The sequence below is a fragment of the Microbacterium sp. 11MF genome, from assembly GCF_000383475.1.
GTDB classification, from domain to species: domain Bacteria; phylum Actinomycetota; class Actinomycetes; order Actinomycetales; family Microbacteriaceae; genus Microbacterium; species Microbacterium aquilitoris.
The window spans coordinates 479,055-500,433 of record NZ_KB911460.1; the positions used below are offsets into that span (position 1 = coordinate 479,055).

At 69.5% G+C, this 21,379-nt stretch carries 23 protein-coding genes; 19 read left to right on the forward strand and 4 right to left on the reverse strand.

Going from position 1 to position 21,379, the window contains the following annotated elements:
- Positions 1-15: 15 nt before the first annotated feature.
- Positions 16-1,479, reverse strand: a complete 1,464-nt coding sequence (locus H286_RS0109215) for an MFS transporter (RefSeq protein ID WP_020097921.1) — start codon at positions 1,477-1,479, stop codon at positions 16-18.
- 100 nt (positions 1,480-1,579) lie between these two features.
- Between H286_RS0109215 and H286_RS0109220 the strand changes: the two genes are divergently transcribed.
- Positions 1,580-2,314, forward strand: a complete 735-nt coding sequence (locus H286_RS0109220) for a TetR/AcrR family transcriptional regulator (protein ID WP_020097922.1) — start codon at positions 1,580-1,582, stop codon at positions 2,312-2,314.
- Between the two features lie 18 nt (positions 2,315-2,332).
- Here H286_RS0109220 and H286_RS0109225 read toward each other — a convergent pair whose 3' ends face one another.
- The gene (locus tag H286_RS0109225) at positions 2,333-2,647 is read right to left on the reverse strand and encodes a DUF7882 family protein (protein ID WP_018185578.1); all 315 of its coding nucleotides are present in this window, start codon (positions 2,645-2,647) and stop codon (positions 2,333-2,335) included.
- A gap of 68 nt (positions 2,648-2,715) precedes the next feature.
- Between H286_RS0109225 and H286_RS0109230 the strand changes: the two genes are divergently transcribed.
- The 8 genes from H286_RS0109230 to H286_RS0109265 all read left to right on the forward strand — a co-directional run bounded on the left by H286_RS0109230 (position 2,716) and on the right by H286_RS0109265 (position 10,865).
- Positions 2,716-3,420: a TetR/AcrR family transcriptional regulator C-terminal domain-containing protein gene (locus H286_RS0109230; protein WP_018185577.1), complete on the forward strand. Its 705-nt coding sequence runs from the start codon at positions 2,716-2,718 to the stop codon at positions 3,418-3,420.
- Between the two features lie 191 nt (positions 3,421-3,611).
- Positions 3,612-4,598, forward strand: coding sequence for a MetQ/NlpA family ABC transporter substrate-binding protein (locus tag H286_RS0109235; protein WP_020097923.1), 987 nt, complete (start codon positions 3,612-3,614; stop codon positions 4,596-4,598).
- A gap of 42 nt (positions 4,599-4,640) precedes the next feature.
- Complete coding sequence (locus H286_RS0109240; RefSeq protein WP_020097924.1) at positions 4,641-5,705, forward strand: methionine ABC transporter ATP-binding protein; 1,065 nt, start codon at positions 4,641-4,643, stop codon at positions 5,703-5,705.
- The gene (locus H286_RS0109245) at positions 5,698-6,363 is read left to right on the forward strand and encodes a methionine ABC transporter permease (protein ID WP_018185574.1); all 666 of its coding nucleotides are present in this window, start codon (positions 5,698-5,700) and stop codon (positions 6,361-6,363) included. Before H286_RS0109240 ends, H286_RS0109245 begins: the two co-directional genes overlap by 8 nt.
- Positions 6,360-7,541: a hypothetical protein gene (locus H286_RS0109250; protein ID WP_020097925.1), complete on the forward strand. Its 1,182-nt coding sequence runs from the start codon at positions 6,360-6,362 to the stop codon at positions 7,539-7,541. Before H286_RS0109245 ends, H286_RS0109250 begins: the two co-directional genes overlap by 4 nt.
- A complete protein-coding gene (locus H286_RS0109255; protein ID WP_020097926.1) occupies positions 7,538-8,731 on the forward strand; it encodes an acyl-CoA dehydrogenase family protein in 1,194 nt (397 codons plus the stop codon). The genes H286_RS0109250 and H286_RS0109255 overlap by 4 nt, the downstream gene beginning before the upstream one ends.
- A gap of 37 nt (positions 8,732-8,768) precedes the next feature.
- Complete coding sequence (locus H286_RS0109260; protein WP_020097927.1) at positions 8,769-10,157, forward strand: NtaA/DmoA family FMN-dependent monooxygenase; 1,389 nt, start codon at positions 8,769-8,771, stop codon at positions 10,155-10,157.
- A 114-nt stretch (positions 10,158-10,271) separates the two neighbouring features.
- Complete coding sequence (locus H286_RS0109265) at positions 10,272-10,865, forward strand: fasciclin domain-containing protein (protein WP_231370927.1); 594 nt, start codon at positions 10,272-10,274, stop codon at positions 10,863-10,865.
- Between the two features lie 75 nt (positions 10,866-10,940).
- Here the strand turns inward: H286_RS0109265 and H286_RS0109270 are convergent, their stop codons facing one another.
- Both H286_RS0109270 and H286_RS0109275 read right to left on the reverse strand, forming a co-directional pair.
- Positions 10,941-11,918 carry an alpha/beta hydrolase gene (locus tag H286_RS0109270; RefSeq protein ID WP_020097929.1) on the reverse strand — a complete coding sequence of 326 codons (978 nt, stop codon included), beginning with the start codon at positions 11,916-11,918 and terminating at the stop codon, positions 10,941-10,943.
- A gap of 84 nt (positions 11,919-12,002) precedes the next feature.
- On the reverse strand, positions 12,003-13,037 hold the full coding sequence (locus H286_RS0109275) for a LacI family DNA-binding transcriptional regulator (protein WP_020097930.1): 1,035 nt from the start codon (positions 13,035-13,037) through the stop codon (positions 12,003-12,005).
- 248 nt (positions 13,038-13,285) lie between these two features.
- Here H286_RS0109275 and H286_RS0109280 point away from each other — a divergent pair, with 248 nt between their 5' ends.
- The 10 genes from H286_RS0109280 to kdpA all read left to right on the forward strand — a co-directional run bounded on the left by H286_RS0109280 (position 13,286) and on the right by kdpA (position 21,376).
- Complete coding sequence (locus H286_RS0109280; protein WP_018185567.1) at positions 13,286-14,650, forward strand: ABC transporter substrate-binding protein; 1,365 nt, start codon at positions 13,286-13,288, stop codon at positions 14,648-14,650.
- A 3-nt stretch (positions 14,651-14,653) separates the two neighbouring features.
- Complete coding sequence (locus H286_RS0109285; RefSeq protein ID WP_020097931.1) at positions 14,654-15,613, forward strand: carbohydrate ABC transporter permease; 960 nt, start codon at positions 14,654-14,656, stop codon at positions 15,611-15,613.
- Positions 15,610-16,434 (forward strand): carbohydrate ABC transporter permease, encoded by an 825-nt coding sequence (locus H286_RS0109290; protein WP_020097932.1) that lies wholly within the window; start codon positions 15,610-15,612, stop codon positions 16,432-16,434. Before H286_RS0109285 ends, H286_RS0109290 begins: the two co-directional genes overlap by 4 nt.
- A 1-nt stretch (position 16,435) precedes the next feature.
- Positions 16,436-17,359, forward strand: coding sequence for a glycoside hydrolase family 68 protein (locus tag H286_RS0109295; protein WP_020097933.1), 924 nt, complete (start codon positions 16,436-16,438; stop codon positions 17,357-17,359).
- 7 nt (positions 17,360-17,366) lie between these two features.
- Positions 17,367-17,753 carry a DUF1304 domain-containing protein gene (locus H286_RS0109300; protein ID WP_018185563.1) on the forward strand — a complete coding sequence of 129 codons (387 nt, stop codon included), beginning with the start codon at positions 17,367-17,369 and terminating at the stop codon, positions 17,751-17,753.
- 1 nt (position 17,754) lies between these two features.
- On the forward strand, positions 17,755-18,732 hold the full coding sequence (locus tag H286_RS0109305) for a Gfo/Idh/MocA family protein (protein WP_020097934.1): 978 nt from the start codon (positions 17,755-17,757) through the stop codon (positions 18,730-18,732).
- Positions 18,733-18,754: 22 nt separating this feature from the next.
- Entirely contained in the window at positions 18,755-19,354 is a 600-nt protein-coding gene (locus tag H286_RS0109310) for a DUF1349 domain-containing protein (protein WP_020097935.1), read from the forward strand.
- A gap of 116 nt (positions 19,355-19,470) precedes the next feature.
- Complete coding sequence (locus H286_RS15050; RefSeq protein ID WP_018185559.1) at positions 19,471-19,617, forward strand: hypothetical protein; 147 nt, start codon at positions 19,471-19,473, stop codon at positions 19,615-19,617.
- Positions 19,614-19,703: a K(+)-transporting ATPase subunit F gene (gene kdpF / locus H286_RS14565; protein WP_018185558.1), complete on the forward strand. Its 90-nt coding sequence runs from the start codon at positions 19,614-19,616 to the stop codon at positions 19,701-19,703. Before H286_RS15050 ends, kdpF begins: the two co-directional genes overlap by 4 nt.
- Positions 19,703-21,376, forward strand: coding sequence for a potassium-transporting ATPase subunit KdpA (gene kdpA / locus H286_RS0109325; protein WP_020097936.1), 1,674 nt, complete (start codon positions 19,703-19,705; stop codon positions 21,374-21,376). Before kdpF ends, kdpA begins: the two co-directional genes overlap by 1 nt.
- The last annotated feature ends 3 nt before the right edge of the window (positions 21,377-21,379 follow it).

Genomic DNA, 21,379 nt, shown 5'->3' on the forward strand with positions numbered 1-21,379 from the left:
TTCTGCACGTCCGTCTCACGGGGCGTCGACGCGCTCGTGCTCGTCTGTCGTCCTCGCACTGCTCAGGGTGAGCGCCCCGATGAGGGAGATCGCACCGACGGCGATGGCGACCGCGATGAAGGCGATCTGTTCGCCCCGGAAGAACGTCGATGTCAGCGCCGCGTTCCACGGGCCGTAGGGGAGTGTCGTGGCGACGAGCACCGCGATCATCGTCCCGACGAACGCGGTGCCGATGCTCGAGCCGACCTCCTGGGCGGTGTCGTTGAGGGCCGCACCCATCGATGTGCGATTCTCGGGCACGGCCCCGATGAGTGCGACCGCGCAGATGGTCATGACGGTACGCAGGCCTGCCGTCATGACGACCATCGCGACCGCGATGGCGAGATAGTCCCGTCCGACGGCCCAGGCCATCGCGCCGAGGCCGATCGTGAGGAGCACGGCACCGATGACGCAGGCGATGCGGTGTCCGAATCGGCGGATCAGCGCCTCGGTGAGCGGGGTGGCGAGGATCATGGTCAGGATGAGGGGCAGATTGGCGAGCCCCGCGGCCATCGGGCTCCATCCCCAGGCGTACTGGAAGTGCAGGATGAGCGCGAACATCACGCTCGCCATGGCCACGGAGGTGCCGATCTGCGCGAGCGCCGCACCGCGGATCGTGCCCACGGAGAAGAGGGAGAGGTCGATCATCGGGGCCGAGGATCGGCGCTCGTTCACGATGAAGAGAACGATGGATGCCGCGGCGCCGATCCCGACGAGCAGTGTGACCGGAGCGAACCATCCGAACTGGACTCCGCTCGTCAGCGCGTAGCAGGAGAGCCCGACGGCCATCACGCTCAACGCCGCCCCGGTCAGATCGAGGCGGTCTCGCGTCAGTCCGCGCGGGTCGTCGGCGGGGACGCCCAGGCGCACTCCGACTCCGGCGAGGAGGGCGATCGGAGCGTTGATCAGCAACAGCCACTGCCAGGGCAGGTGCGTGAGGATGGTGCCGCCGAGCAGGGGGCCCACGACGAAGCCCGACATGCCGACGACCATCATGAGGGTGATCGCCCGCATCCGCAGGGCGGCGTCGTCGAAGAGGCGGAACACGAGCGAGTTCGTGATCGGGGCCATCGCGGCGGCGGCGACGCCGAGCGCGGCGCGGACCGCGATGAGCCCGCCGATGCTGTTCACGAGGAGGACGGCCAGGCTGACCACGCCGAACGTCGCGAGGCCGATCTGCAGGACCCGCCGCCGGCCGAAGCGATCGGCGATGGAGCCGGCGGTGAGCAGCAGCCCGCCGAACGTCAGCGAGTACGCCCCGGTGATCCACTGCAATCCCGTCGTGTCCCCGCCGAGGTCTCGGCCGATGGTCGGGAGGGCGATGGACAGCAGGGTGTTGTCGACCATCTCTACGAAGAAGGCGAGACAGAGCGCAGCGAGCGGAACCCACGCGGCTCTGAGCGAGGTGTAGACGCGGGGGGAGGTGGTGGTCACCGTCATGAGAGCTCTTCCTATCGAACAGCGTTCGACTATCGAGCGCCGTTCGATACGATAGAACGATGTTCGATAGATCACAACACTCGGTTTCCCGTGTGATGTGATGGCTGTCATGACCGAGCAGGCGCAACCACCCCGCCGACGCGCCCGCGCTCCGCGCGGGCGCTCTCGAACGTCGCATTCCATCGACGCCGTCATCGCCGGCGCGATCGAGATCCTCGACGAGTCGGGATCGCAGGGGCTGACGACGCGGGCGCTGGCGACCCGGCTCGGCGGCGGGCCCGCGAGCATCTACTGGTACGTCTCGGGACGGGAAGAGCTCCTCGACCTGGCCGCCGATTCCGTGCTCGGGGGCGTCCTGGCCGCCGTATCAGACGTGGGTCGCGAGGGGAGCGGCGATCCGATCGAGAACGTGAGGACGATCGCCGTCGCGATGTTCGATGTCATCGTCGATCGCCCCTGGCTCGGGGCGTATGCCATGCGCAACACGGCGCGACAGGTCCATTCGCTACAGCTGTACGAGAAGCTGGGCGAGCAGATCATGCGCCTGGGGCTCTCGCCGCGGGACTGCTTCCATGCGACATCGGCGATTGTGGGGTTCGTCATCGGCACCGCCGCCGACATGGGGCAGCAGCTCCCTCCGGAGGTCGCGTCCGGCGACGTGGGCCGCGACGAGTACCTCGCCGGAGCCGTCCACCAGTGGCGGGCCCTCGATCCCGAGGAGTACCCGTTCATCCACCACATCGTGGACGAATTCGCCGGTCACGACGATCGTGACCAGTTCCGGGCAGGGCTCGATCTTCTCCTCGACGGACTCCACCTCAGCGCAGGTCGCTGATCGGAGGCGGCGTCGGTGTCAGCCGGCGACCGCTTCGTCCTGATCGGGCTCGGGGACGACCCGCAGCCCGCCGGGCGAGTTCGCCGTCGACATCAGCGCGTCGATCCAGGCCGGGTTGATCGGCCCGATGGCGCGCGAGTGGTAGCGGATGTCCCAGCTCGTCGACACCCCGACCCAGCGCGAGACTCGCCCGCTGCCCAGGCTGGGGTCGACGGTCCACGTGAGGATGAACGGCTCGCGGCGTCGGAGCTTCGCCACCATCACGACCTCGAGATGACCGAGGAGACGGTCATCGAATGTGACCGTCTCGCTGCCGAAGGCCAAGCGTCCCATTTCACCAAGCTTACGGCGTAAGCAGACAAACGAGTGCGAGAAGAGAGAGGATCGGGAAGGAGGCTCCCATGAGCAATCAGTCCGAGCGGTCATCCGGTGCGAGGTTGAGTCGCGCCGCCATCATCGATGCAGCGCTGAGCCTCGTCGACCTCAAGGGTCCGGCGGGCCTGTCGATGCGCGCTCTGGGGGCGGAACTGGGCGTCGAGGCGATGTCGCTCTACCGTCATGTGCACGGCAAAGAGGATCTTCTCGAAGGCGTCGTCGACGAACTGACGGCCGAGCTCGTCGTGGTCATGGAGCGCGAGGCCGAGGGGCACTGGCAGACCTTCCTTCAGAACGTCGCTCACGCGGTGCGGGACATCGCCGTCGCGCACCCCCGCGCATTCCCGCTGATCGCGACCCGGCATCCCGCCGCGCCCTGGCTCAGGCCACCGCTGCGGAGCATCGAGGCGGTGGACATCTTCCTCCGGGTGCTGCTTCAGCACGGCTTCACGGACGAGCAGGCCGTCGGGGCGTACCGGGGGTTCAGCAGCTTCCTCATCGGTCAGTTGCTGCTGGAGGCAGCCGTGCGCGGTGCCGACGTCGGGGGGACGCTCGCCGGCCAGGGTGAGACCGGGCCGGTTTCCACCGGCGAGGCGCAGATCGCCTCCCTGGATGATGCCCCCGAGGTGCGGCGCCTGCGACCGCTGCTGAGCGAGGACCACAGCAAAGAGGAGTTCGACACCGCCCTCGAGATCCTCCTCGACCGGCTCGAGGTCGACCTCTCGCTGTAGCAGCGATGGTGCGCGCACGCGCGATTAGCACGATCTGCGGGCAGATGTCGATCCGCGATGCGCGCGAACGTCAAGGACGGTAACGACCGGTCACGGAGCGTCTCGCAAGTCGTCCTCGAGGTCGCGGCGGGCTAGGAATGTCGCAGTCACAGCGAACATCCACGCCCGGCGCACCACGAGGAGACCATCCCATGTCAGACCAGAACCAGACCCCGCAGAGCGACCTCCGCGCCGCCGTCGCGGGAGACAAGAAGCGCACCCGGATCGGCATCGCGGTCGCGATCGCCGTCGTCGCGGTCGGCGCGATCGTCGGCGGAGTCGCCCTTGCGCTCCCGGCGCTCCGGCCCGCCGATGCCGCCGCGGCCGGCGGTGCAAGCCCAGCTGAGCCGATCAGCGTCAAGATCGCCGTGTCGGAGGACAGCCCGTTCCAAGATGCGGTCAAGGAGGTCGCCGCCGAGAAGGGCCTGAACATCGAGTGGGTCAACGTCCAGGACTGGGTCCTGCCCAACACCGAGCTCGCCGCCGGCACGGTCGACGCCAACGCCTTCCAGCACATCCTGTACCTCAGCGCCTTCAACACCGAGAACGGTTCAGACCTCACCCCCGTCTTCTCGACGCTCATCACGCAGTGGGGGATCTTCTCCGCGACCGCGAAATCCCTCGACGACATCGGGGACGGCGCGAAGATCGCCATCCCCGACGACCCCTCCAACGGAGGTCGCGCGCTCAACATCCTCGAGGCCGCCGGCCTCATCACCCTCTCGGCCGACAAGGGCGACTTCCCCGCCGTCGAGGACATCACGGCGAACCCGAAGAAGCTCCAGTTCACCGAGATCCCCGCGACGTCGATCGCTCAGCAGTTCACCGACCCGAGCCTGGCTGCGGTCGTCGTGGGCACGTCGTACTTCGACCCGAGCCAGAACATCGGCTCCGACGATGCGCTCTTCCTCGACAAGGCGCTCTCCGAGCAGAACCTGCCGTACGTCAACGTCATCGCCACCCGTGAGGACAACAAGGACAACCCCGCGTGGAAGATCCTCAAGGACGTCTACGCCGACAAGCGCGTCGCGGCGGCCAACGAGAAGGAGAACCAGGGCTCCGTGGTGCTCGTCGACGTCCCGGTCGAGCAGCTCCGGACCAAGCTCGCCGACCTCGAGAAGCAGGCCGCGAAGAACTGACGGCCGCCGCTCGCGACCGCGCCCGGCTGAGATGAGGAACCCATGAGCACCGCCATCGCCTTCGAGAACGTCTCCAAATCCTTCACGTCGAAGGGACGCACGGTCGACGCCCTCCGCGACGTCAGCCTGACGGTCGAGAAGGGCGAGATCTTCGGGATCGTCGGCTTCTCGGGCGCCGGCAAATCGACCCTGCTGCGCACGGTCAATGCGCTCGAGCGGCCGACGAGCGGAAGGGTCGTCGTCGACGGTCGCGAGATCTCAGCCCTCCAGGGCCGTGCCCTGTACGCCGCGCGGCAGCGCATCGGCATGGTGTTCCAGCAGTTCAATCTGCTCGAGTCGCGGAACGTCTACAAGAACATCGCCTACCCGCTGCGGCTGGCGGGCCTGTCCGAGGCCGAGACCCTCGACCGCGTCGAGGAGCTGCTGCGGTTCGTCGGGCTCACCGACAAGGCGCTCGCGTACCCGTCGCAGCTGTCGGGCGGCCAGAAGCAACGCGTGGGCATCGCTCGCGCGCTGGCCACCCGGCCCGACGTCCTCATCTCGGATGAGGCGACGAGCGCACTCGACCCGCAGACGACGGGTGAGGTCCTGGCCCTCCTCCGGCGGGTGAATGAGGAGTACGGCGTCACCATCCTGCTCGTCACCCACGAGATCGACGTGGTCCGCGAGCTCGCTCACAAGGTCGCGGTCATGGAGGACGGCGCGGTCGTCGAGCACGGCAGCATCTACGACGTCTTCTCCTCGCCGCGGCATCCGACCACCCGACGATTCGTGTCGTCGGTGCTGCACCACATCCCGTCCGCCGAGGCGCTCGCGAAGATCCGCGCCGTCCATCGCGGACGCCTCGTCCAGCTGCACGTCGAGGACCGTGACACCAACCACCCGTTCCTCTCGCAGGTCGCCCGCGCGCACGACGTCGACGTCAACGTCGTCTTCGGGGGCGTCGACGAGCTGCAGGGGCGGTTGTTCGGCAGCTTGACGGTGGAGCTCCTCGGGACGGATGCCGCCGTGGCTGCCGCCATCGAGGGTCTCCGCGAGACGACCACCGTCTCCGAGCTGCCGGAACCGGACGCCCGGGTGATCGAGAAGGAGGCCGTTCATGCGTGACTTCGACCCGAACGCCTTCTTCCCCCGCTTCTGGGTCGCCGTCGGCGAGACCGGGCTCATGGTGGTCGTCGCCTTCGCGGGAGCCGCCGTCATCGGCGTGCTGCTCGGGCTGCTGCTCTACGCGAGCCGCCCCGGCAACCTCCTGCAGAACCGGGCGATCTTCGCGGTGCTCAACCTCGTCATCAACGTGGTCCGTCCGATCCCGTTCCTGATCGTGGCGATCGCCCTCATCCCGCTCACGAGGTCCCTCTTCGGCACCGGGCTCGGCCCCCTGCCGCAGACGATCCCGCTCATCATCGTCGCGTGCGTCGCCATCGCCCGCGTCTCGGAATCGAACCTCGTCGCGGTGAGCCCCGGGTCGATCGAGGCGGGGGCTGCGATGGGCGCGAGTCCCGCCCGGGTGCTCTTCACCATCGTCGTCCCCGAGGCCCTCGGCCCGCTCACCCTGGGGCTGACCTACATCCTGGTCGCGCTCGTCGACGCGACGGCGGTCGCGGGAGTGCTCGGCGGCGGCGGACTCGGGTCGCTCGCCATGAACTACGGATACCAGCGCTTCGACTGGATCTCGGTCGGCATCGTCGTCCTCGCCCTCATCGTGCTCGTCCAGCTCGCCCAGTTCCTCGGCAACGCCGTGGCGCGGAAGGTGATGCACCGGTGACCGGGCGGTTCGAGGACCTCCTCGCCCGCGTCGCAGTCGACGCGCCGCAGCGCGAGCGCGAGCGGCGCCTGCTGACCGCGGAGCTCGCCGAGCTGCGCGAGATCGGCTTCGGCACGTGGCGGGTGCCTGCGGCATCCGGGGGTTCCCCGATCTCGCTGGAGGAGCAGTTCGCCCGCCTCATCCGGCTGTCCGCCGCGGATGCCAGCCTCGGTCACGTCTGGCGCGGTCACCTCGCGTTCGTCGAGTCGCTCCGGCTGCAGCCGATCGAGCTGGCGCAGCCGTGGTTCGAGCGGATCCTCGCGGGGGATTTCGTGGGCAACGCGCAGTCCGAACGGCACGACACGGCGCACCTCGAGACGCGGATCGACCGCACGAGCGGCGAGCCGCTGCTGTCGGGGACGAAGTACTACACGACCGGCAGCATCTACGCGGACTGGATCCACCTCGCGGCCCTCGACGGGGACGAGCGGGTCGCGGTCACGGTGTCGGCCCACCACCCGGGGGTCCGGTCGACCGACGACTGGGACGGGTTCGGGCAGCTGCTCACGGGAAGCGGGACGACGGTGTTCGATCGCGCGCCGGTGGCGGACGACGGCATCCTCGTGGCGCCCGCCGAAGGCGCTGAGGCGCGCGGACACCACCTGGGGGCGATCCTCCAGCTCACCCTCCTCGCCGTCATCGCCGGCATCGCCCAGCGCGCCCTCGACGACACCATCGAGTTCGTGACCCCGCGGCGGCGCACCTTCGGGTTCGCGGGGGAGACACTTCCGCGCGAGGACCCACTCGTGCAGCTCGTGGTGGGGGAGCTCGACGTCGTCGCGGCGACGACGCGTCGGCTGGTGCTGTCGGTCGCCGCTGACCTGGGCGCAGCATCCGATCGGGGAGCGAGCGCGACGGAGATGCGCGAGATCCAGTTCGAGGTCTTCCGACTCCAGGAGCTCGTGCCTCGTCTGGTCCTCGACGCGACGACGCGCTTGTTCGAGGTGGGCGGCGCATCGGCGGTCGGCACGGGTCGAGCGCTCGACCGTCATTGGCGCAATGTCCGCACGATCGCCTCGCACAATCCGGTCATCCAGCGCACGCGTGCGCTCGGTCAGGTCGCTCTCACCGGCACGCTGCCGGCGTGGCAGGCGCCGGGAGCGCAGGCGCCCCGTCCTGCGGAGGTCGCGCTCGCATGACTCGGGTCGCCGATGCGGTGGAACGCTTCGCCCCCGTCTTCGACGAGGTGGGGCGGGATGCCGTCGCCCGCGAACTCGCGCGGAGACTGCCGCACGACGAGGTCGCTCTTCTCCGGCGCGCCGGGTTCACCCGGGTGACGGTGCCCGAGGAGTTCGGCGGCGGCGGTGAGCCGCCATCGGTGCTGTTCGCCCTCCTCGCCGAGCTCGGCCGTCGTGATCCGAATCTCGCGCAGCTGCTCCGTTCGCATTTCTCCTTCGTCGATCGGACGATCCTGTCGCCCGATTCCGAGGAGCGCTCCCGCAGGCTCGCCCTGGTGGCCGGCGGCGCCATCATCGGCAACGCGACCCACGAGCGATCGTCGGCGAAGGTCGGCGCGCTGTCGACGACGTTGACGGGGTCGCCCGACGGGCTCCGCCTCGACGGCACGAAGTACTACAGCACCGGGACGCTGTTCGCCGATCTCGTCTCCGTCGCCGCGCAGGACGACGACGGGGCTCTCGTCGCGGCACTCGTGTCGACGGCGGCGGCCGGGGTCGACGTCGTCGACGACTGGCGCGGCTTCGGTCAGCGTCTCACCGGGAGCGGGACGACCGTCTTCCGCTCGGTCGTCGTCGACGAGGATGCCGTCGCCCGCCGCGTCATCGGCGGTCCGTCGCACGGCGGGGCGTTCGTCCAGCTGGTCCTCCTGGCCGCCGCCGCGGGGATCGGGCGCGCGATCGTCGACGACGCGGTCGCGTTCGTGCAGAAGCGCACGCGGACCTACAGTCATGCCTCGGCCGCGACGGCCCGTGAGGACCCACTCGTGCAGGAGACCGTCGGTCGGCTGTCGGCGCTGTCGTTCACGGCGGATGCCGCGCTCACGGCCGCGGTCGCGGGACTCGACGCGTCGGTCGCCGCCCAGTCCGCCGGTGTCTCGGGTGATGCGCTGCGCGACGTGATCGCCCCCGTCGAGGCGGCGACGGCCCGCGCGCAGCTCGTCGTCCTCCCCGCCGTGCTCGAGGCGGCCACTCTGCTCTTCGAGGTCGGTGGGGCCAGTGCGGTCGACACCGACCTCGCCCTGGACCGACACTGGCGTAACGCCCGAACCCTGGCATCCCACAATCCCCTCGCCTTCAAGGCGCGCGCACTCGGCGACCTGCTGCTCAACGACACCCCCGTGCCCGGGTGGTGGAGCACCGGCGAAGCCTGATCCGCAGTGACGCCCGAAACCTCCAGAAAGGACCCGCATGGCGGAGCGCAAGAAGCTCATCCTGAACCTGTTCGAGATGAACACGGTCAGTCACATCACCCACGGGCTGTGGTCGTTGCCGGGGAACAACCGGCACCGGATCAACGACATCTCGTACTGGATCGAGCTCGCGCAGATCCTCGAGCACGGCGGATTCGACGGGGTCTTCCTCGCTGACGTCGTCGGTGCGTACGACGTGTTCCGGGGCGGCCCCGAGACCGCGATCCGCGAGGGGCTGCAGATCCCCTCGAACGATCCGCTGCTCGTCATCCCCGCCATGGCGGCCGTGACCGAGCGCCTGGGCTTCGGCGTCACGTTCTCGACCAGCTACGAGCCGCCGTTCTCGTTCGCCCGCCGCATGTCGACTCTCGATCACCTCACCCGGGGACGGGTGGGGTGGAACATCGTCACCTCGTACCTGCCGAACGCGGCCCGGAACTTCGGGCTGGCCGATGAGATCCCGCATGATCGCCGCTACGCGATCGCCGACGAGTTCCTCGACGTCGTCTACAAGCTGTGGGAGGGCTCGTGGGACGACGATGCGGTCATCGCGGATGCCGCGACCCGGACCTACACGGACCCGTCCAAGGTCCGCTACGTCGATCACGTGGGGGAGAACTTCCGCGTCGCGGGTCCCCACCTGAGCCAGCCCTCGCCGCAGCGCACGCCCGTCCTCTACCAGGCGACCGGATCGCCCGCCGGCATCGAGTTCGCCGGACGCCACGCGGAGCTCGTCTTCACGGGAGGGCGCTCGACGGCGGACTTCATCCGCAACGTCGAGCAGATGCGGGCGGCGGCCGCCCGCCAGGGGCGCGGCGCAGACGACCTCCGCTTCATCGTGCAGGCGGGCGTCGTCGTCGGTCGCACCGAGGACGAAGCGGCCGACAAGTGGCGGACGTACCGCGAGAACACGAGCGTCGACGGCATCCTCGCCCACGCCGGGTTCCCCTTCGACCCGACGGCCTTCCCCCGCGAGACCCTCGTCCGCGACGCCCTCGCGCAGGCGGGAGTCGCAGCGGATGCGGCGCCGCCGACCGGCCCCGACGCGACGATCGGGGAACTCCTCGACGGGATCGCCACGGGCCGTGAGGGCCGCTTCTTCGTTGCGGGGACTCCCACCGTCGTCGCCGATGAGATCGAACGGTGGCTCGACGAGGACGGCATCGACGGCATCAATCTGCGGCAGTACCACTCCTTCGACACCGCCCGCGATTTCGCCGAGCTCGTCGTGCCCGAGCTGCGCAAGCGCGGTCGCCTCCTCGAGGGCGGTCCGACCCTGCGCGAGCGTCTGTTCGGGCGCGGACCGCGCCTGCCCGAGAACCACATCGCGGCGCGCTACCGGGGCGGCGCGAACCTCGACGTCCCGGTGGCGCCGCTGTTCGGGTGAGCGCCGGCTGAAAAATTCTCTCGTGCTGCATCCGAGGCGACCTGTCCGGCGGAACACCTAGTAGCGCCCGACATGTCCGCCGGGCGTGACTCTTCTCATCGAAGGAGCAACATGATGAACAAGAAGCTCGGAATCGCCCTCGCCACGGTGGTCGCGGGCGCGCTCGCCCTGACCGCATCCCCTGCCTCGGCCCATCAGGCGACCGCGCCGAAGGGGACCATCGTCGACGTCGCGGTCGCCGCCTCCGGCGGCGGCACCCCGGACGCGAACGGATCGGACTACGACATCCTCGTCCAGGCGCTCGTCGCGACCGGTCTCGACAAGACCCTCGACGACCCGAACGCCACCTTCACCGTGTTCGCTCCGAACGACCGTGCGTTCGAGCGTCTCGTGACCGACCTGACGGGAACGGCGCCCACCTCCGAGAAGGCGGCGCTCACGGCGATCACCTCGACGTTCACGACCGACGAGATCAGCGACATCCTGCTGTACCACGTGGTCGCGGGCAAGAAGCTCTCGCCCCTCAAGGTCCTCTTCTCGCGCTCGATCGAGATGGCGAACGGCGTCACGATCGAGCCGCGCGGCATCATCCTGCGCGACGAGACGCCCGAGCTGAAGAACCCCAAGCTCGTCCTCCGCGCCATCAACATCCAGGCGTCGAACGGCGTCATCCACACGATCGACCGGGTCCTCGTCCCCGGCGCCTGACCGCTTTCCTCGAACGGCCCGTCCTCGGTGGAACCCACCGGTGGCGGGCCGTTCGCATGCGCCGGATGCCGGGGGTCAGCGCCCGAGCACGCGCCGCAGCCACCGCACCCGCGCGTCGCGCGCGTCGCGGGAGAGCGCGGCGTCGGGGGCGAGCGCGTCGAAGGCGTGGGCGCCGCCCGGCCAGACGTGGAGTTCGGCGTCACCGCCGGCGGCCCAGATGCGGCGCGCGTAGTCGACGTCCTCGTCGCGGAAGGTCTCGGCCGACCCGACCTCGATGAAGGTCGCGGGCAGGCCGCCCAGGTCGGCGGCGAGGGCGGGGGAGGCGTAGGCGGGCACCGCGTCGGCGTCGAGGGCGCCGAGGTAGGCCGCCCAGCCGGTCGCGTTGGCGCGGCGGTCCCATGCGCCGAGACCTTCCATCTGACGAGCGGATGCCGAGTCGTTGCGGTGGTCGAGCATCGGATACACGAGCATCTGGCCGAGGGCGGCCGGGCCGCCGTGGTCGCGCGCGCGCAGCACCGCACCGGCAGCCAGTCCGCCGCCTGCGCTCACCCCGTGGACGATGACGCGGGCGGGGTCGAGTCCCCACGCGGACCCCTCCCGCGCGACCCACTCCCAGCCGGCGTAGACGTCGTCGAGCGGGGCGGGGTAAGGGTTCTCGGGCGCGAGCCGGTACTCGACCGAGACGATCGCACAGCCGAGGTCGAGCGCCGTCGGTCCCAGGTCGGGGAGGACGTCGTGCGCACCGCCGACGACCATCCCGCCGCCGTGGATGTGGAACACCACGGGGAAGGGCCCCGGCTGGTCGCGAGGGGTGAGGACGGTCAGACGCACCTCGGTGCCGTCGGCGGCGACCGTCCGGGCCGCGCGGTCCGCGAAGCGTCCGCCGAGCGTGTAGGCCTCGCGCGTCGGCGGGACGGCTCCGGCGCGGAGCGCGGTGATCTCGCTCGCGGCGAGACCGACGACGACGTCCTCGCCCTCCTCGAGCGCCCGGCGGACGTCGGGATCGAACGGGGGGTGCGGGATGCCATGTGCGCTGGGGCTCCGTTGCTCCATGCTGATCCTCTCCACGCGGCGGGTGAGCCACGTGCTAAATCGCGTTAGCTCAGAGAGTAGCGGATGCCTCGCACCGGTTCGCGTTCAGTGCGCGTCGGTGACCGCGCGCACCGAGCCGCGGCTGCGGAGCGGCATCGGGAGACGCTCGACCGACGCCGGGGACTCCGCGGGCGTGGTGAGCAGCATCTCGACAGCGCGCAGCCCGAGGTCGAAGTGCGGGATGGCGAAGGTCGTCAGGCCGGGGTGCACCCAGCTCGCGAGCTGGTGGTCGTCGAACGAGACGATCGAGAAGTCGCCGGGCACGGTCAACCCCGCCTCGGACACGGCCTGGTACGCGCCGAATGCGATGCGGTCGTTGAAGGCGATGATGGCGCCAGAGCGCACGCCGGACGCGATGAGGTCCGCGGTCGCCTTCCAGCCGTCGGCGGGCAGCCAGATGCTCAGCTTGCGGCCGGAGGCGGGGGAGAGTCCCGCGCCCGTCAGTTCGTCGAGGATCCCCTCGAGGCGTTCCCGCCCGGCGATGGTGCTGCGGGGCACATCCGCCGGCGTCGGCCCCGCTCCGATGAGGTGGATGTCCCGGTGTCCGCGCTCGAGCAGCAGCCGCGCGGCGCGACGCCCGGCATCCAGCTCATCCGGGAGTATCGCGTGCGCGTTCTTCGCCGGCCCCTCGGGCAACGTGTTGAGCAGGACGACGTTCCGTCCGGCGAGGGCGGCGGGGACCGGACGCTCCCGGGTGAACATCGAGGCGAGGATGACGCCGTCGACCTGACGGTCGAGCATCGCGTCGATCAGGCGTTCGCGTTCGGTGTCGTCGCCCTCGTACTCGCCGATGAACAGCATGTGCCCGTGGCGACGGGCACCCTCGAGGGCGCCCTTGATCATGTCGCCGGCCAGCTGCGACGTCGCGACGGAGTCCGAGATGAACCCGAGCGTCCGGCTCGTGCCGCTGCGCAGTCCCGCAGAGATCATGTTCGGCCGGTAGCCGAGTTCGGCGGCCACGAGGCGCACGCGTTCCTGCGACGCCTCGGCGATCCGCATCTCATCGCCTCGGCCCGACAGGACGAGTGACGCGGTCGTGCGCGACACGCCCGCTGCGCGGGCGACGTCGGCGAGTGTCACCCGATTCCTCGTCACGGAGTCCTCCTGTCTCCCGCGATCCTAACGGCGGTGGGGGAGGCGCCGCGGCGCGGGGCCGCAAGCGGATCCCGCCGGCGGATTGCGCGGACACGTCTCGGTCACGACACGGCTCCTGCCCATTGACACGTCGGGGATCGGTGGCGCATCATGACCTTGCTAACGCGATTTAGCACCGACTCACGTCGACGCTTTTCCTCCCGAACACCGTGGTTCTCTGAAAGGAGACAGTGATGTCTCGACTCACACAGCGCCCCCTCCGCCCGCTCATCCTCGCCGGTGTCCTCACCTCGCTCGCCGTGGCCGTCACCGCGTGCGCCCCTCCCGGAGGGACCGCGGCACCGCAGGCATCCTCGACCGCCGACTTCGGGGCGAACGGCCCCACGTGCGGTGACGAGGACGTCGTCCTCAGCGGCTACTTCGAGACCGGCTTCCCGCTGCCGAAGGACCTCACCGACGAGTTCACGAAGCAGTACCCGAACGTGACCTTCGACATCCGTGAGGACCAGTTCGCCGTCATCACGCAGAACGCACCGCGCGTCCTGCAGGACTCGCCGCCGGACCTCATGCGCCTGCCGCAGATGTCCGAGCTCGCCACCGACGGGCTCCTCCTCGACCTCGACCCCTACGCCGAAGCATTCGGCTGGACGACGTGGCCCGAGTCGCAGCTCCAGCAGTTGCGGGTCGACGAGAACGGTCGTCGCGGCAGCGGCCCGCTCTACGCGCTCGGCCTCAACTACTCGATGACCGGCGTCTTCTACAACAAGAGCCTCGCCGAGAAGATCGGCATGACCGAGGCTCCGAAGACCCTCGACGAGTTCGACGCCGCTTTGAAGGCGGCGAAGGATGCCGGCATCACGCCGATCACACAGTTCAACGGCGGCGCGACCGGTGGTCTGGCCTTCCCGCTGCAGGCGCTCATGGCGTCCTATGGCGACCCGGCCAAGATCAACGACTGGATCTTCCAGCAGCCCGGCGCCTCCATCGACACCCCCGAGAACCTCGAGGCGGCAAAGCACCTCAAGAAGTGGATCGACGAGGGCTTCTTCGCCGACGACATCAACTCGCTCGACTACGCGCAGATGATGAGCCGCTTCATCGGTGGAGACTCGCTCTTCATGTTCGACGGCGACTGGGAGTCGGGCAACCTCGACACCCAGATGCCCGGCGAGGCCGGCTTCTTCCTCATGCCCCCGCGTGAAGAGGGCGGCCAGATCGGTGCGATGTCCGCTCCGCTGACCTACGGTGTCGCAGCCACGGCGAAGCACCCCGACTGCGCCGCGTTCTTCCTGAACTGGACCGCGACGAACGAGAAGGCCCGCACGATCGGCGTCGAGGTCGGCGGCTCGCACCCGATGGGCCCTGCGGACGCGTTCATGCCTCCCGTCAAGGAGGGCTCGACCACGGCTGCGACGCTCGCCGCCGGTGCTCAGCTGTCCGAGGCGAACGGTGCGATGGACTTCATCGCCAACGCGACCGGCGCGATCTACGCCCAGAGCTGGACGCCCAACCTGCAGAAGCTCGTCGCCGGCGAGCAGACCCCCGAGGGCCTGCTGTCGTCCGTGCAGTCCGACTACGAAAGCCAAATCGGGAACTGAGTGATGGTCTCTGCTCCTCCCGCTGCTGCGCCGGTGGTCTCCACCGGCGCAGCAGCGCTCGACTCGGGGGCGGCTCAGCGCCGCCGCCGGCGTAAGTTCCGCGCGAGCCTCGCGGCGTACCTGCTGGTGCTGCCCGCCGCGGGCTTCTACATCTTCTTCGTGCTGCGGCCGATCGCCCTGTCGGCGCAGTACTCGTTCTACGAATGGAACGGCATCGGCCCGGCGACGTGGGTCGGCTTCGCCAACTACGTCGAGGTCTTCAGCAACCCGAAGCTGACGGGTGCGATCGGCAACGCGTTCGAGCTGATCATCTACTTCAGCATCATCCCCGTCGGCATCGCCCTCGTGGCCGCCAACATGATCCGCGCGATCGCCGCGAGCCGTCTGGCCGCCATCTCGCGGACCGTCCTCTTCCTGCCGCAGGTCATCCCGCTCGTTGCCGCCGGCATCATGTGGAGCTGGCAGCTGTCGACCAACGGCCTGGTCAACCAGCTGCTCGGTCTGTTCGGCCTCGGCGGGGTGACCCGTGCGTGGCTCGGCGACTTCTCGACCGCTCTTCCCGCCGTCGGCGTGATCGGCGCGTGGGTGCAGGTCGGACTCTGCCTCGTCCTCATCCTGGCGGGCATGACGAAGATCGATCTCGCGCTCTACGAAGCCGCCCGCATCGACGGCGCCGGTCCCATCCGCGAGTTCTTCAGCATCACGCTCCCGGGCGTCCGCCAGGAGGTCGCGGTGTGCGTCACGGTCACCGTCATCGCCGCGCTCGCGAGCTTCGACATCATCTACATCGCCACGCAGGGTGGCCCCGGCGACAGCACTCTCGTCCCGGGCCTCCAGATCTTCTATCTCGCGTTCTACCAGCGCGAGGTCGGAACGGCGTCGGCGTTCGCCATCGTCCTCATGGCCCTCGTCCTCCTCATCGTCCTGCCGCTGCAGCGCATCCTCCGAGGGAAAGAATCGTGATCGTCCGCGCACGCGAGAAGTGGCTCGGCCGCGTCCTCCTGATCGTCCTGATGCTCGTCACGATCATGCCGTTCATCAGCCTGTTCGTGACCGCGCTCCACGCGCCGGGCACCTACCCCAGTGGTCTGGAATGGCCGCCCGAGCCGCGGTGGGACAACTTCGTCACGGCGTTCCAATCCGCCAACATGGCGGCGCTGCTCGGATCGAGCTTCCTCATCGAGATCGCCGTCGTCCCGGCTGCCGTGCTGTTCGCGACCCTCGCCGGCTTCGCGCTCGGCCACCTGCGGCCCGCCGGCGGTCGCATCGTGTTCGTCGCGTTCATCCTCGGTCTGACGCTGCCGTTCGAGGGGATCATCACGCCGCTGTACTTCCAGATCCGTGAGATGGGCCTGCTGAACACCCGATGGGCGATCATCCTGCCGCTCATCGGGCTGTTCATGCCCTTCGCCGTGATGTGGATGCGGGCGCATTTCATCACGATGCCGGCCGACCTCTCGGAGGCGGCTCGCATGGACGGCGCGACGACGTGGCAGCTCTTCTGGCGCATCCACATCCCGCTGTCGGTTCCCGCGCTGTCGTCTCTGGCGATCCTGCTGTTCCTGTGGACCTGGAACCAGTTCCTGCTCGCGATCGTGCTCGTGAACGATCCCGAGAAGCGCACGATGGCCGGCGCTCTCGGCGCCTTCCAGGGGCAATACGGCACGGACATCCCGCTGCTGTGCGCCGGGTCGCTGCTCATCCTCACCCCGACGCTGATCATCTTCCTGATCTTCCAGCGGCACTTCGTCTCTGCTCTGATGCAGGGGTCGCTGAAGGGCTGATGTGGCGTTCTCTCTCGAGGCGCACTGGGTGTGGGACTTCTGGGTCGCTGACGACGGCGAGACGTTCCACCTCTACTACCTGCGCGCGCCGACCTCGCTCGGCGACCCGGACCTCCGCCACCGGAATGCGCGGATAGGGCATGCGACCTCAACGGATCTAACCGACTGGGCCGATCACGGCGAGGTGCTCGGCCCGGGGATCGCCGGCGCGTTCGACGAGACGGCGACCTGGACCGGATGCGTCGTCCACGGCGACGACGGGCTGTGGCGCATGTTCTACACGGGGGCATCCTTCGTCGACGGATCGTCCCCCCGCAACGTCGAGGCGATCGGCATGGCGACCTCGGTCGACCTGCACACGTGGGACAAGCGCGACGGGTTCGTCCTCCGCGCCGCGGGGGAGTACTACGAGAGGCTCGGCGACACCTCGTGGCCCGACGAGGCGTGGCGCGATCCGTGGGTGTTCCGCGATCCCGCGGGCGACGGCTGGCACATGCTGATCACCGCACGGGGGAAGGATGCCGACACCGCGACCGGCGGCGTCGTCGGACACGCGTGGTCGCCCGACCTCGACACCTGGACGGTGCAGCCGCCGCTCACCGATCCGGCGCCGGCGTTCCCGCACCTCGAGGTGCTGCAGCTCGCTGAGCTCGACGGCGCCCCCGTCCTCCTCTTCTGCGCCACGCGCTCCGACGGGGCCGACGGCGTGTGGGCGGTGCCCGCCGCGGCCGTGCCTACCGGCATCCGGATCGATGACGCACGGCTGATCCTGCCGGCGCCCGCCTACGCGGGGAGGATCGTCACCGACCGGGCGGGCATCCCCGTCCTCCTCGCCTTCACGCGCGACGAGACCGGAGCGCCCGTCGGCCTCACCGACCCGGTCGCCGCCGATCCCCTCTGGCGCGCGTCACGCAGTCTGGGATGATGGCGGCATGATCATCGCCGGTTTGGTGTTCGCGGCGCTCGGCGCCCTCATCCACGTCTACATCTTCTATCTCGAGTCCATCGCGTGGACCGGGGCCGCCGCGCGGCGCACTTTCGGGACGACCGACGCGACCGTCGAGATCACCAAGCCCTTCGCCTACAACCAGGGCTTCTACAACCTCTTCCTCGCGATCGCGGTCTTCCTCGGCATCGTCTTCGTCGCCACGGGCTCCACGGCGATCGGTGCGACGCTCGTGTTCGTCGGAGCCGGGTCGATGGTCGCGGCAGGGCTCGTGCTGCTGCTCTCGGACCGCTCGAAGGCGCGCGCGGCGCTCATCCAGCTCGCCGCTCCGCTCGTCGGCGTGATCCTGCTCGCGATCGGGCTGGCCCTCTGAGGTGAAGCTCGCCGTCGTCGGCGCGGGCAAGATCGTCGCCGAGTTCCTCCCGCACGCCCACGAGGTCCCCGGGCTCACCATCCCGGCCATCGTCGGACGGGCGGCCAGCCGTGACAAGGCCGACGCCCTGGCGGCGGCCCACGGCATCCCGTTCGTCTACACCGATCTCGACGCCTGTCTCGCGGACCCACGCGTCGACACCGTGTGGGTCGCCGTGCCGAACGTGCTGCACGCGGATGTCGCCCGCCGCGCCCTTCTCGCCGGAAAGCACGTCGTCTGCGAGAAGCCGTTCGTGCTGCGCACGGCCGAACTCGCCGAGCTGCGCGTCCTCGCGGAAGATCGAGGCCTGATCCTCGTCGAGGCCATCAGCAACCAGTACCTCGCGAACGTCGCGTGGATGCGGGACAACGTCGACCGCCTCGGCGAGCTGCGGCTCGTGCAGTGCGAGTACTCGCAGTACTCGTCCCGCTACGACGCCTTCCGCTCCGGCGAGGTCCCGCCCGCGTTCGACCCGGCCGCGGGCGGCGGGGCCCTGATGGACCTCGGCGTGTACGCCCTGCATCTCGTCGTCGGTCTGCTGGGCGCCCCCGAGACGGTGTCGTACACGCCGCGGATGGAGCGGGGTGTCGACACGTCGGGTGTCGCCGTCCTCGGCTACGGCGACGCCACGGCGGTCTGCGTGTGCGCCAAGGACTCGCCCGGGCCCTCCCGGACGAAGATCCAGGGAACGGAGGGCGCGATGGTGTTCGACGGCCCGCCGAACGAGATCCCCGTCGTCGAGCTGCATCTGCGCGACGGAACCCACGAGCGGATCGCCCTCGACCACGATCCGCACCGAATGACGGCCGAGTTCCGGGCGTTCGTCCGCATGATCGCCGAGGCGGACCTCGCCGAGCGCGATCGCCGCCTCGACCACAGCGCCGCCGTGCTCGACACCGCGGTGCGTGCGCTCGAGTCCGCCGGCATCCGCCTGGGCTGACGACGGCCGCTAGCCTGGCGGCATGAGCGAACCCGTCCGAGCCGTGGCATCCATCGACTGGTCCGAGGGCACCTGGACCACGCCTCCGCGAGCCACGGAAGAACGTGAGGGGATGCTGCTGGTCACCGCCGAGGAGGGCAGCGACGCCTGGCGGCTCACCTCCTACGGGTTCGTGCACGACACCGAGCACGCGCTCCTCGCTCCGCTGCCCGACGACGCCGCGATGGAGGTCGAGTTCGACATCCCGTTCGAGGCGCAGTTCGACCAGGCGGGGCTCTTCGTCCGCGTCGACGAGACGCGGTGGGTCAAAGCCGGCATCGAGTTCGCAGACGGGGAGCTGAACCTCGGCGCCGTCGTCACGGACGGCATGTCGGACTGGTCCCTCGCCCCTGTCCCGCACTGGCGGTCAAGGCGGATCACCGTGCGCATCAGTCGACAGGGCACCGCGCTGACCGTCCGGGCGGCTGCCGACGGCGAGCCGCTGCGGCTCGTGCGGGTCATCCCGTTCGCGGCGGACCTGGATGCCGCGGCGGGGCCGTTCGTCTGCGCGCCGAGTCGCGCTGGGCTCACCGTGCCGTTCACGGCCTGGCGCCGCGGCGCCGCCGACGCCGACCTGCACTGAGCCCGCCGGCAGGGGGAACGAGGGCCCCCGTGAGGATCCCGTGAGGACGCCGCCGCCGGGCGTATGGATTCCGTGAGGAGGCCCGGCGGCGCCCGCGCGGAGGTGTTCCATCAGGGATGCGCCCCACCGGCGTGCCGGCCCGATCAGGGCCCGCATCCCTCGAAATCGGAGCCTCACTCGTGCTCGACATCGTCTACGTCCTGGGCGTCCTCGCTCTGTTCGTGATCATCGGTCTGTTCGCGAAGGCGGTGGACCGACTGTGATCGTCTTCGATCTGATCGCCGCCGTCCTCGGCGTCGCCGTCGTCGTCTACCTGTTCGTCGCACTCGTGAAGCCGGAGAAGTTCTGATGGAGTGGCTTCCCGCTGTCCTCACCCTCGCCACGCTCGCCCTCATCCTCGGAGTCGCCTACCGGCCCCTCGGCGACTACATGGCCTGGGTCTACTCGTCGCCGAAGGATGCCCGGGCCGAACGCGGTCTGTACCGGCTGATCGGCGTCGACCCGGCATCCGCCCAGACCTGGCAGGCGTACGCCCGCAGCGTCCTCGCCTTCTCGGCGGTCGGCGTCCTCATCGTCTACACGCTGCAGCGCACCCAGCAGTGGCTGCCCTGGTCCCTCGGTCTCCCCGCGCCCAGTGAGCACCTGTCGTTCAACACGGCCGTCTCGTTCGTGACGAACACCAACTGGCAGTCGTACTCTCCCGAGCTGACCCTCGGCTACACGGTGCAGTTCGCCGGCCTCGCCGTGCAGAACTTCGTCTCGGGGGCCGTCGGCCTCGCCGTCGCCGTCGCCCTCGTCCGCGGCCTCGCCTTCCGCCGCAGCGGCACGATCGGCAACTTCTGGGTCGACCTGACCCGCGGGACGTTCCGCCTCCTGCTGCCGCTCGCGGTCATCGCGGCGATCGTGCTGCTGGCCGGCGGCGTCATCCAGAACGTCACCGGATTCAGCGACGTCGCGACCGTCGTCGGTGGGGCGCAGAACATCCCCGGAGGCCCCGTCGCCTCCCAGGAGGCGATCAAGCTCCTGGGCACCAACGGCGGCGGATTCTTCAACGCCAACTCCGCGCACCCCTTCGAGAACCCGACCGGCTGGACGAACCTGTTCGAGGTCGTCCTCATGCTGATCATCCCGTTCTCGCTGCCGCGCACCTTCGGCACGATGCTCGGCGACAAGCGACAGGGCTATGCGATCCTCGGCGCGATGGGCTTCCTGTTCCTCGCCTCGACGCTCGCCCTGACGGCGTTCGAGCTCGCCGGTCGCGGCACCGCCCCCGCTCTCGCCGGCGCGGCGATGGAGGGCAAGGAGATGCGCTTCGGCATCGTCGGCTCGACGATCTTCGGGTCGACGAGCACGCTCACCTCGACCGGTGCGGTCGACTCGATGCACGACTCGTTCACCGCGCTCGGCGGGATGATGCCGATGCTCAACATGATGCTCGGCGAGCTCGCCCCCGGCGGCGTCGGATCGGGCCTCTACGGCATCCTCGTGATGGCGGTCATCGCGGTGTTCATCGCGGGCCTGCTCGTCGGGCGGACGCCCGAGTACCTGGGCAAGAAGATCGGTCCCCGCGAGATCAAGCTCGCGAGCATCTACATCCTGGTGACCCCGATCCTCGTGCTCGTCGGCACGGCGCTCAGCTTCGCCATCCCGGCTGTCCGCGATGACGTCACGACGACGTCGATCTGGAACCCCGGCATCCACGGCTTCAGCGAAGTGCTCTACGCGTTCACCTCGGCCGCCAACAACAACGGTTCCGCGTTCGCGGGTATCACGGCCAACACACCGTGGCTCAACACGGCGCTCGCCGTCGCGATGCTGCTCGGGCGCTTCGTCCCGATCGTGCTGGTCCTCGCCCTCGCGGGCTCGTTCGCCGCGCAGGACAGGATCCCCGCGACGGCGGGCACGCTCCCGACGCACCGACCGCTGTTCGTCGGTCTCCTCGTCGGCGTGATCCTCATCGTGACCGCTCTCACCTACTTCCCCGTACTCGCGCTGGGTCCCCTGGCAGAAGGACTGATCTGACCC

Excerpts from the sequence above, each read along its gene's own strand:
- H286_RS0109215 (WP_020097921.1), bottom strand. The coding sequence starts at position 1,479 with ATGACGGTGACCACCACCTCCCCCCGCGTCTACACCTCGCTCAGAGCC.
- H286_RS0109220 (WP_020097922.1), top strand. The coding sequence starts at position 1,580 with ATGGCTGTCATGACCGAGCAGGCGCAACCACCCCGCCGACGCGCCCGC.
- H286_RS0109225 (WP_018185578.1), bottom strand. The coding sequence starts at position 2,647 with ATGGGACGCTTGGCCTTCGGCAGCGAGACGGTCACATTCGATGACCGT.
- H286_RS0109230 (WP_018185577.1), top strand. The coding sequence starts at position 2,716 with ATGAGCAATCAGTCCGAGCGGTCATCCGGTGCGAGGTTGAGTCGCGCC.
- H286_RS0109235 (WP_020097923.1), top strand. The coding sequence starts at position 3,612 with ATGTCAGACCAGAACCAGACCCCGCAGAGCGACCTCCGCGCCGCCGTC.
- H286_RS0109240 (WP_020097924.1), top strand. The coding sequence starts at position 4,641 with ATGAGCACCGCCATCGCCTTCGAGAACGTCTCCAAATCCTTCACGTCG.
- H286_RS0109245 (WP_018185574.1), top strand. The coding sequence starts at position 5,698 with ATGCGTGACTTCGACCCGAACGCCTTCTTCCCCCGCTTCTGGGTCGCC.
- H286_RS0109255 (WP_020097926.1), top strand. The coding sequence starts at position 7,538 with ATGACTCGGGTCGCCGATGCGGTGGAACGCTTCGCCCCCGTCTTCGAC.
- H286_RS0109260 (WP_020097927.1), top strand. The coding sequence starts at position 8,769 with ATGGCGGAGCGCAAGAAGCTCATCCTGAACCTGTTCGAGATGAACACG.
- H286_RS0109265 (WP_231370927.1), top strand. The coding sequence starts at position 10,272 with ATGAACAAGAAGCTCGGAATCGCCCTCGCCACGGTGGTCGCGGGCGCG.
- H286_RS0109270 (WP_020097929.1), bottom strand. The coding sequence starts at position 11,918 with ATGGAGCAACGGAGCCCCAGCGCACATGGCATCCCGCACCCCCCGTTC.
- H286_RS0109280 (WP_018185567.1), top strand. The coding sequence starts at position 13,286 with ATGTCTCGACTCACACAGCGCCCCCTCCGCCCGCTCATCCTCGCCGGT.
- H286_RS0109285 (WP_020097931.1), top strand. The coding sequence starts at position 14,654 with ATGGTCTCTGCTCCTCCCGCTGCTGCGCCGGTGGTCTCCACCGGCGCA.
- H286_RS0109300 (WP_018185563.1), top strand. The coding sequence starts at position 17,367 with ATGATCATCGCCGGTTTGGTGTTCGCGGCGCTCGGCGCCCTCATCCAC.
- H286_RS0109310 (WP_020097935.1), top strand. The coding sequence starts at position 18,755 with ATGAGCGAACCCGTCCGAGCCGTGGCATCCATCGACTGGTCCGAGGGC.
- H286_RS15050 (WP_018185559.1), top strand. The coding sequence starts at position 19,471 with ATGCGCCCCACCGGCGTGCCGGCCCGATCAGGGCCCGCATCCCTCGAA.
- kdpA (WP_020097936.1), top strand. The coding sequence starts at position 19,703 with ATGGAGTGGCTTCCCGCTGTCCTCACCCTCGCCACGCTCGCCCTCATC.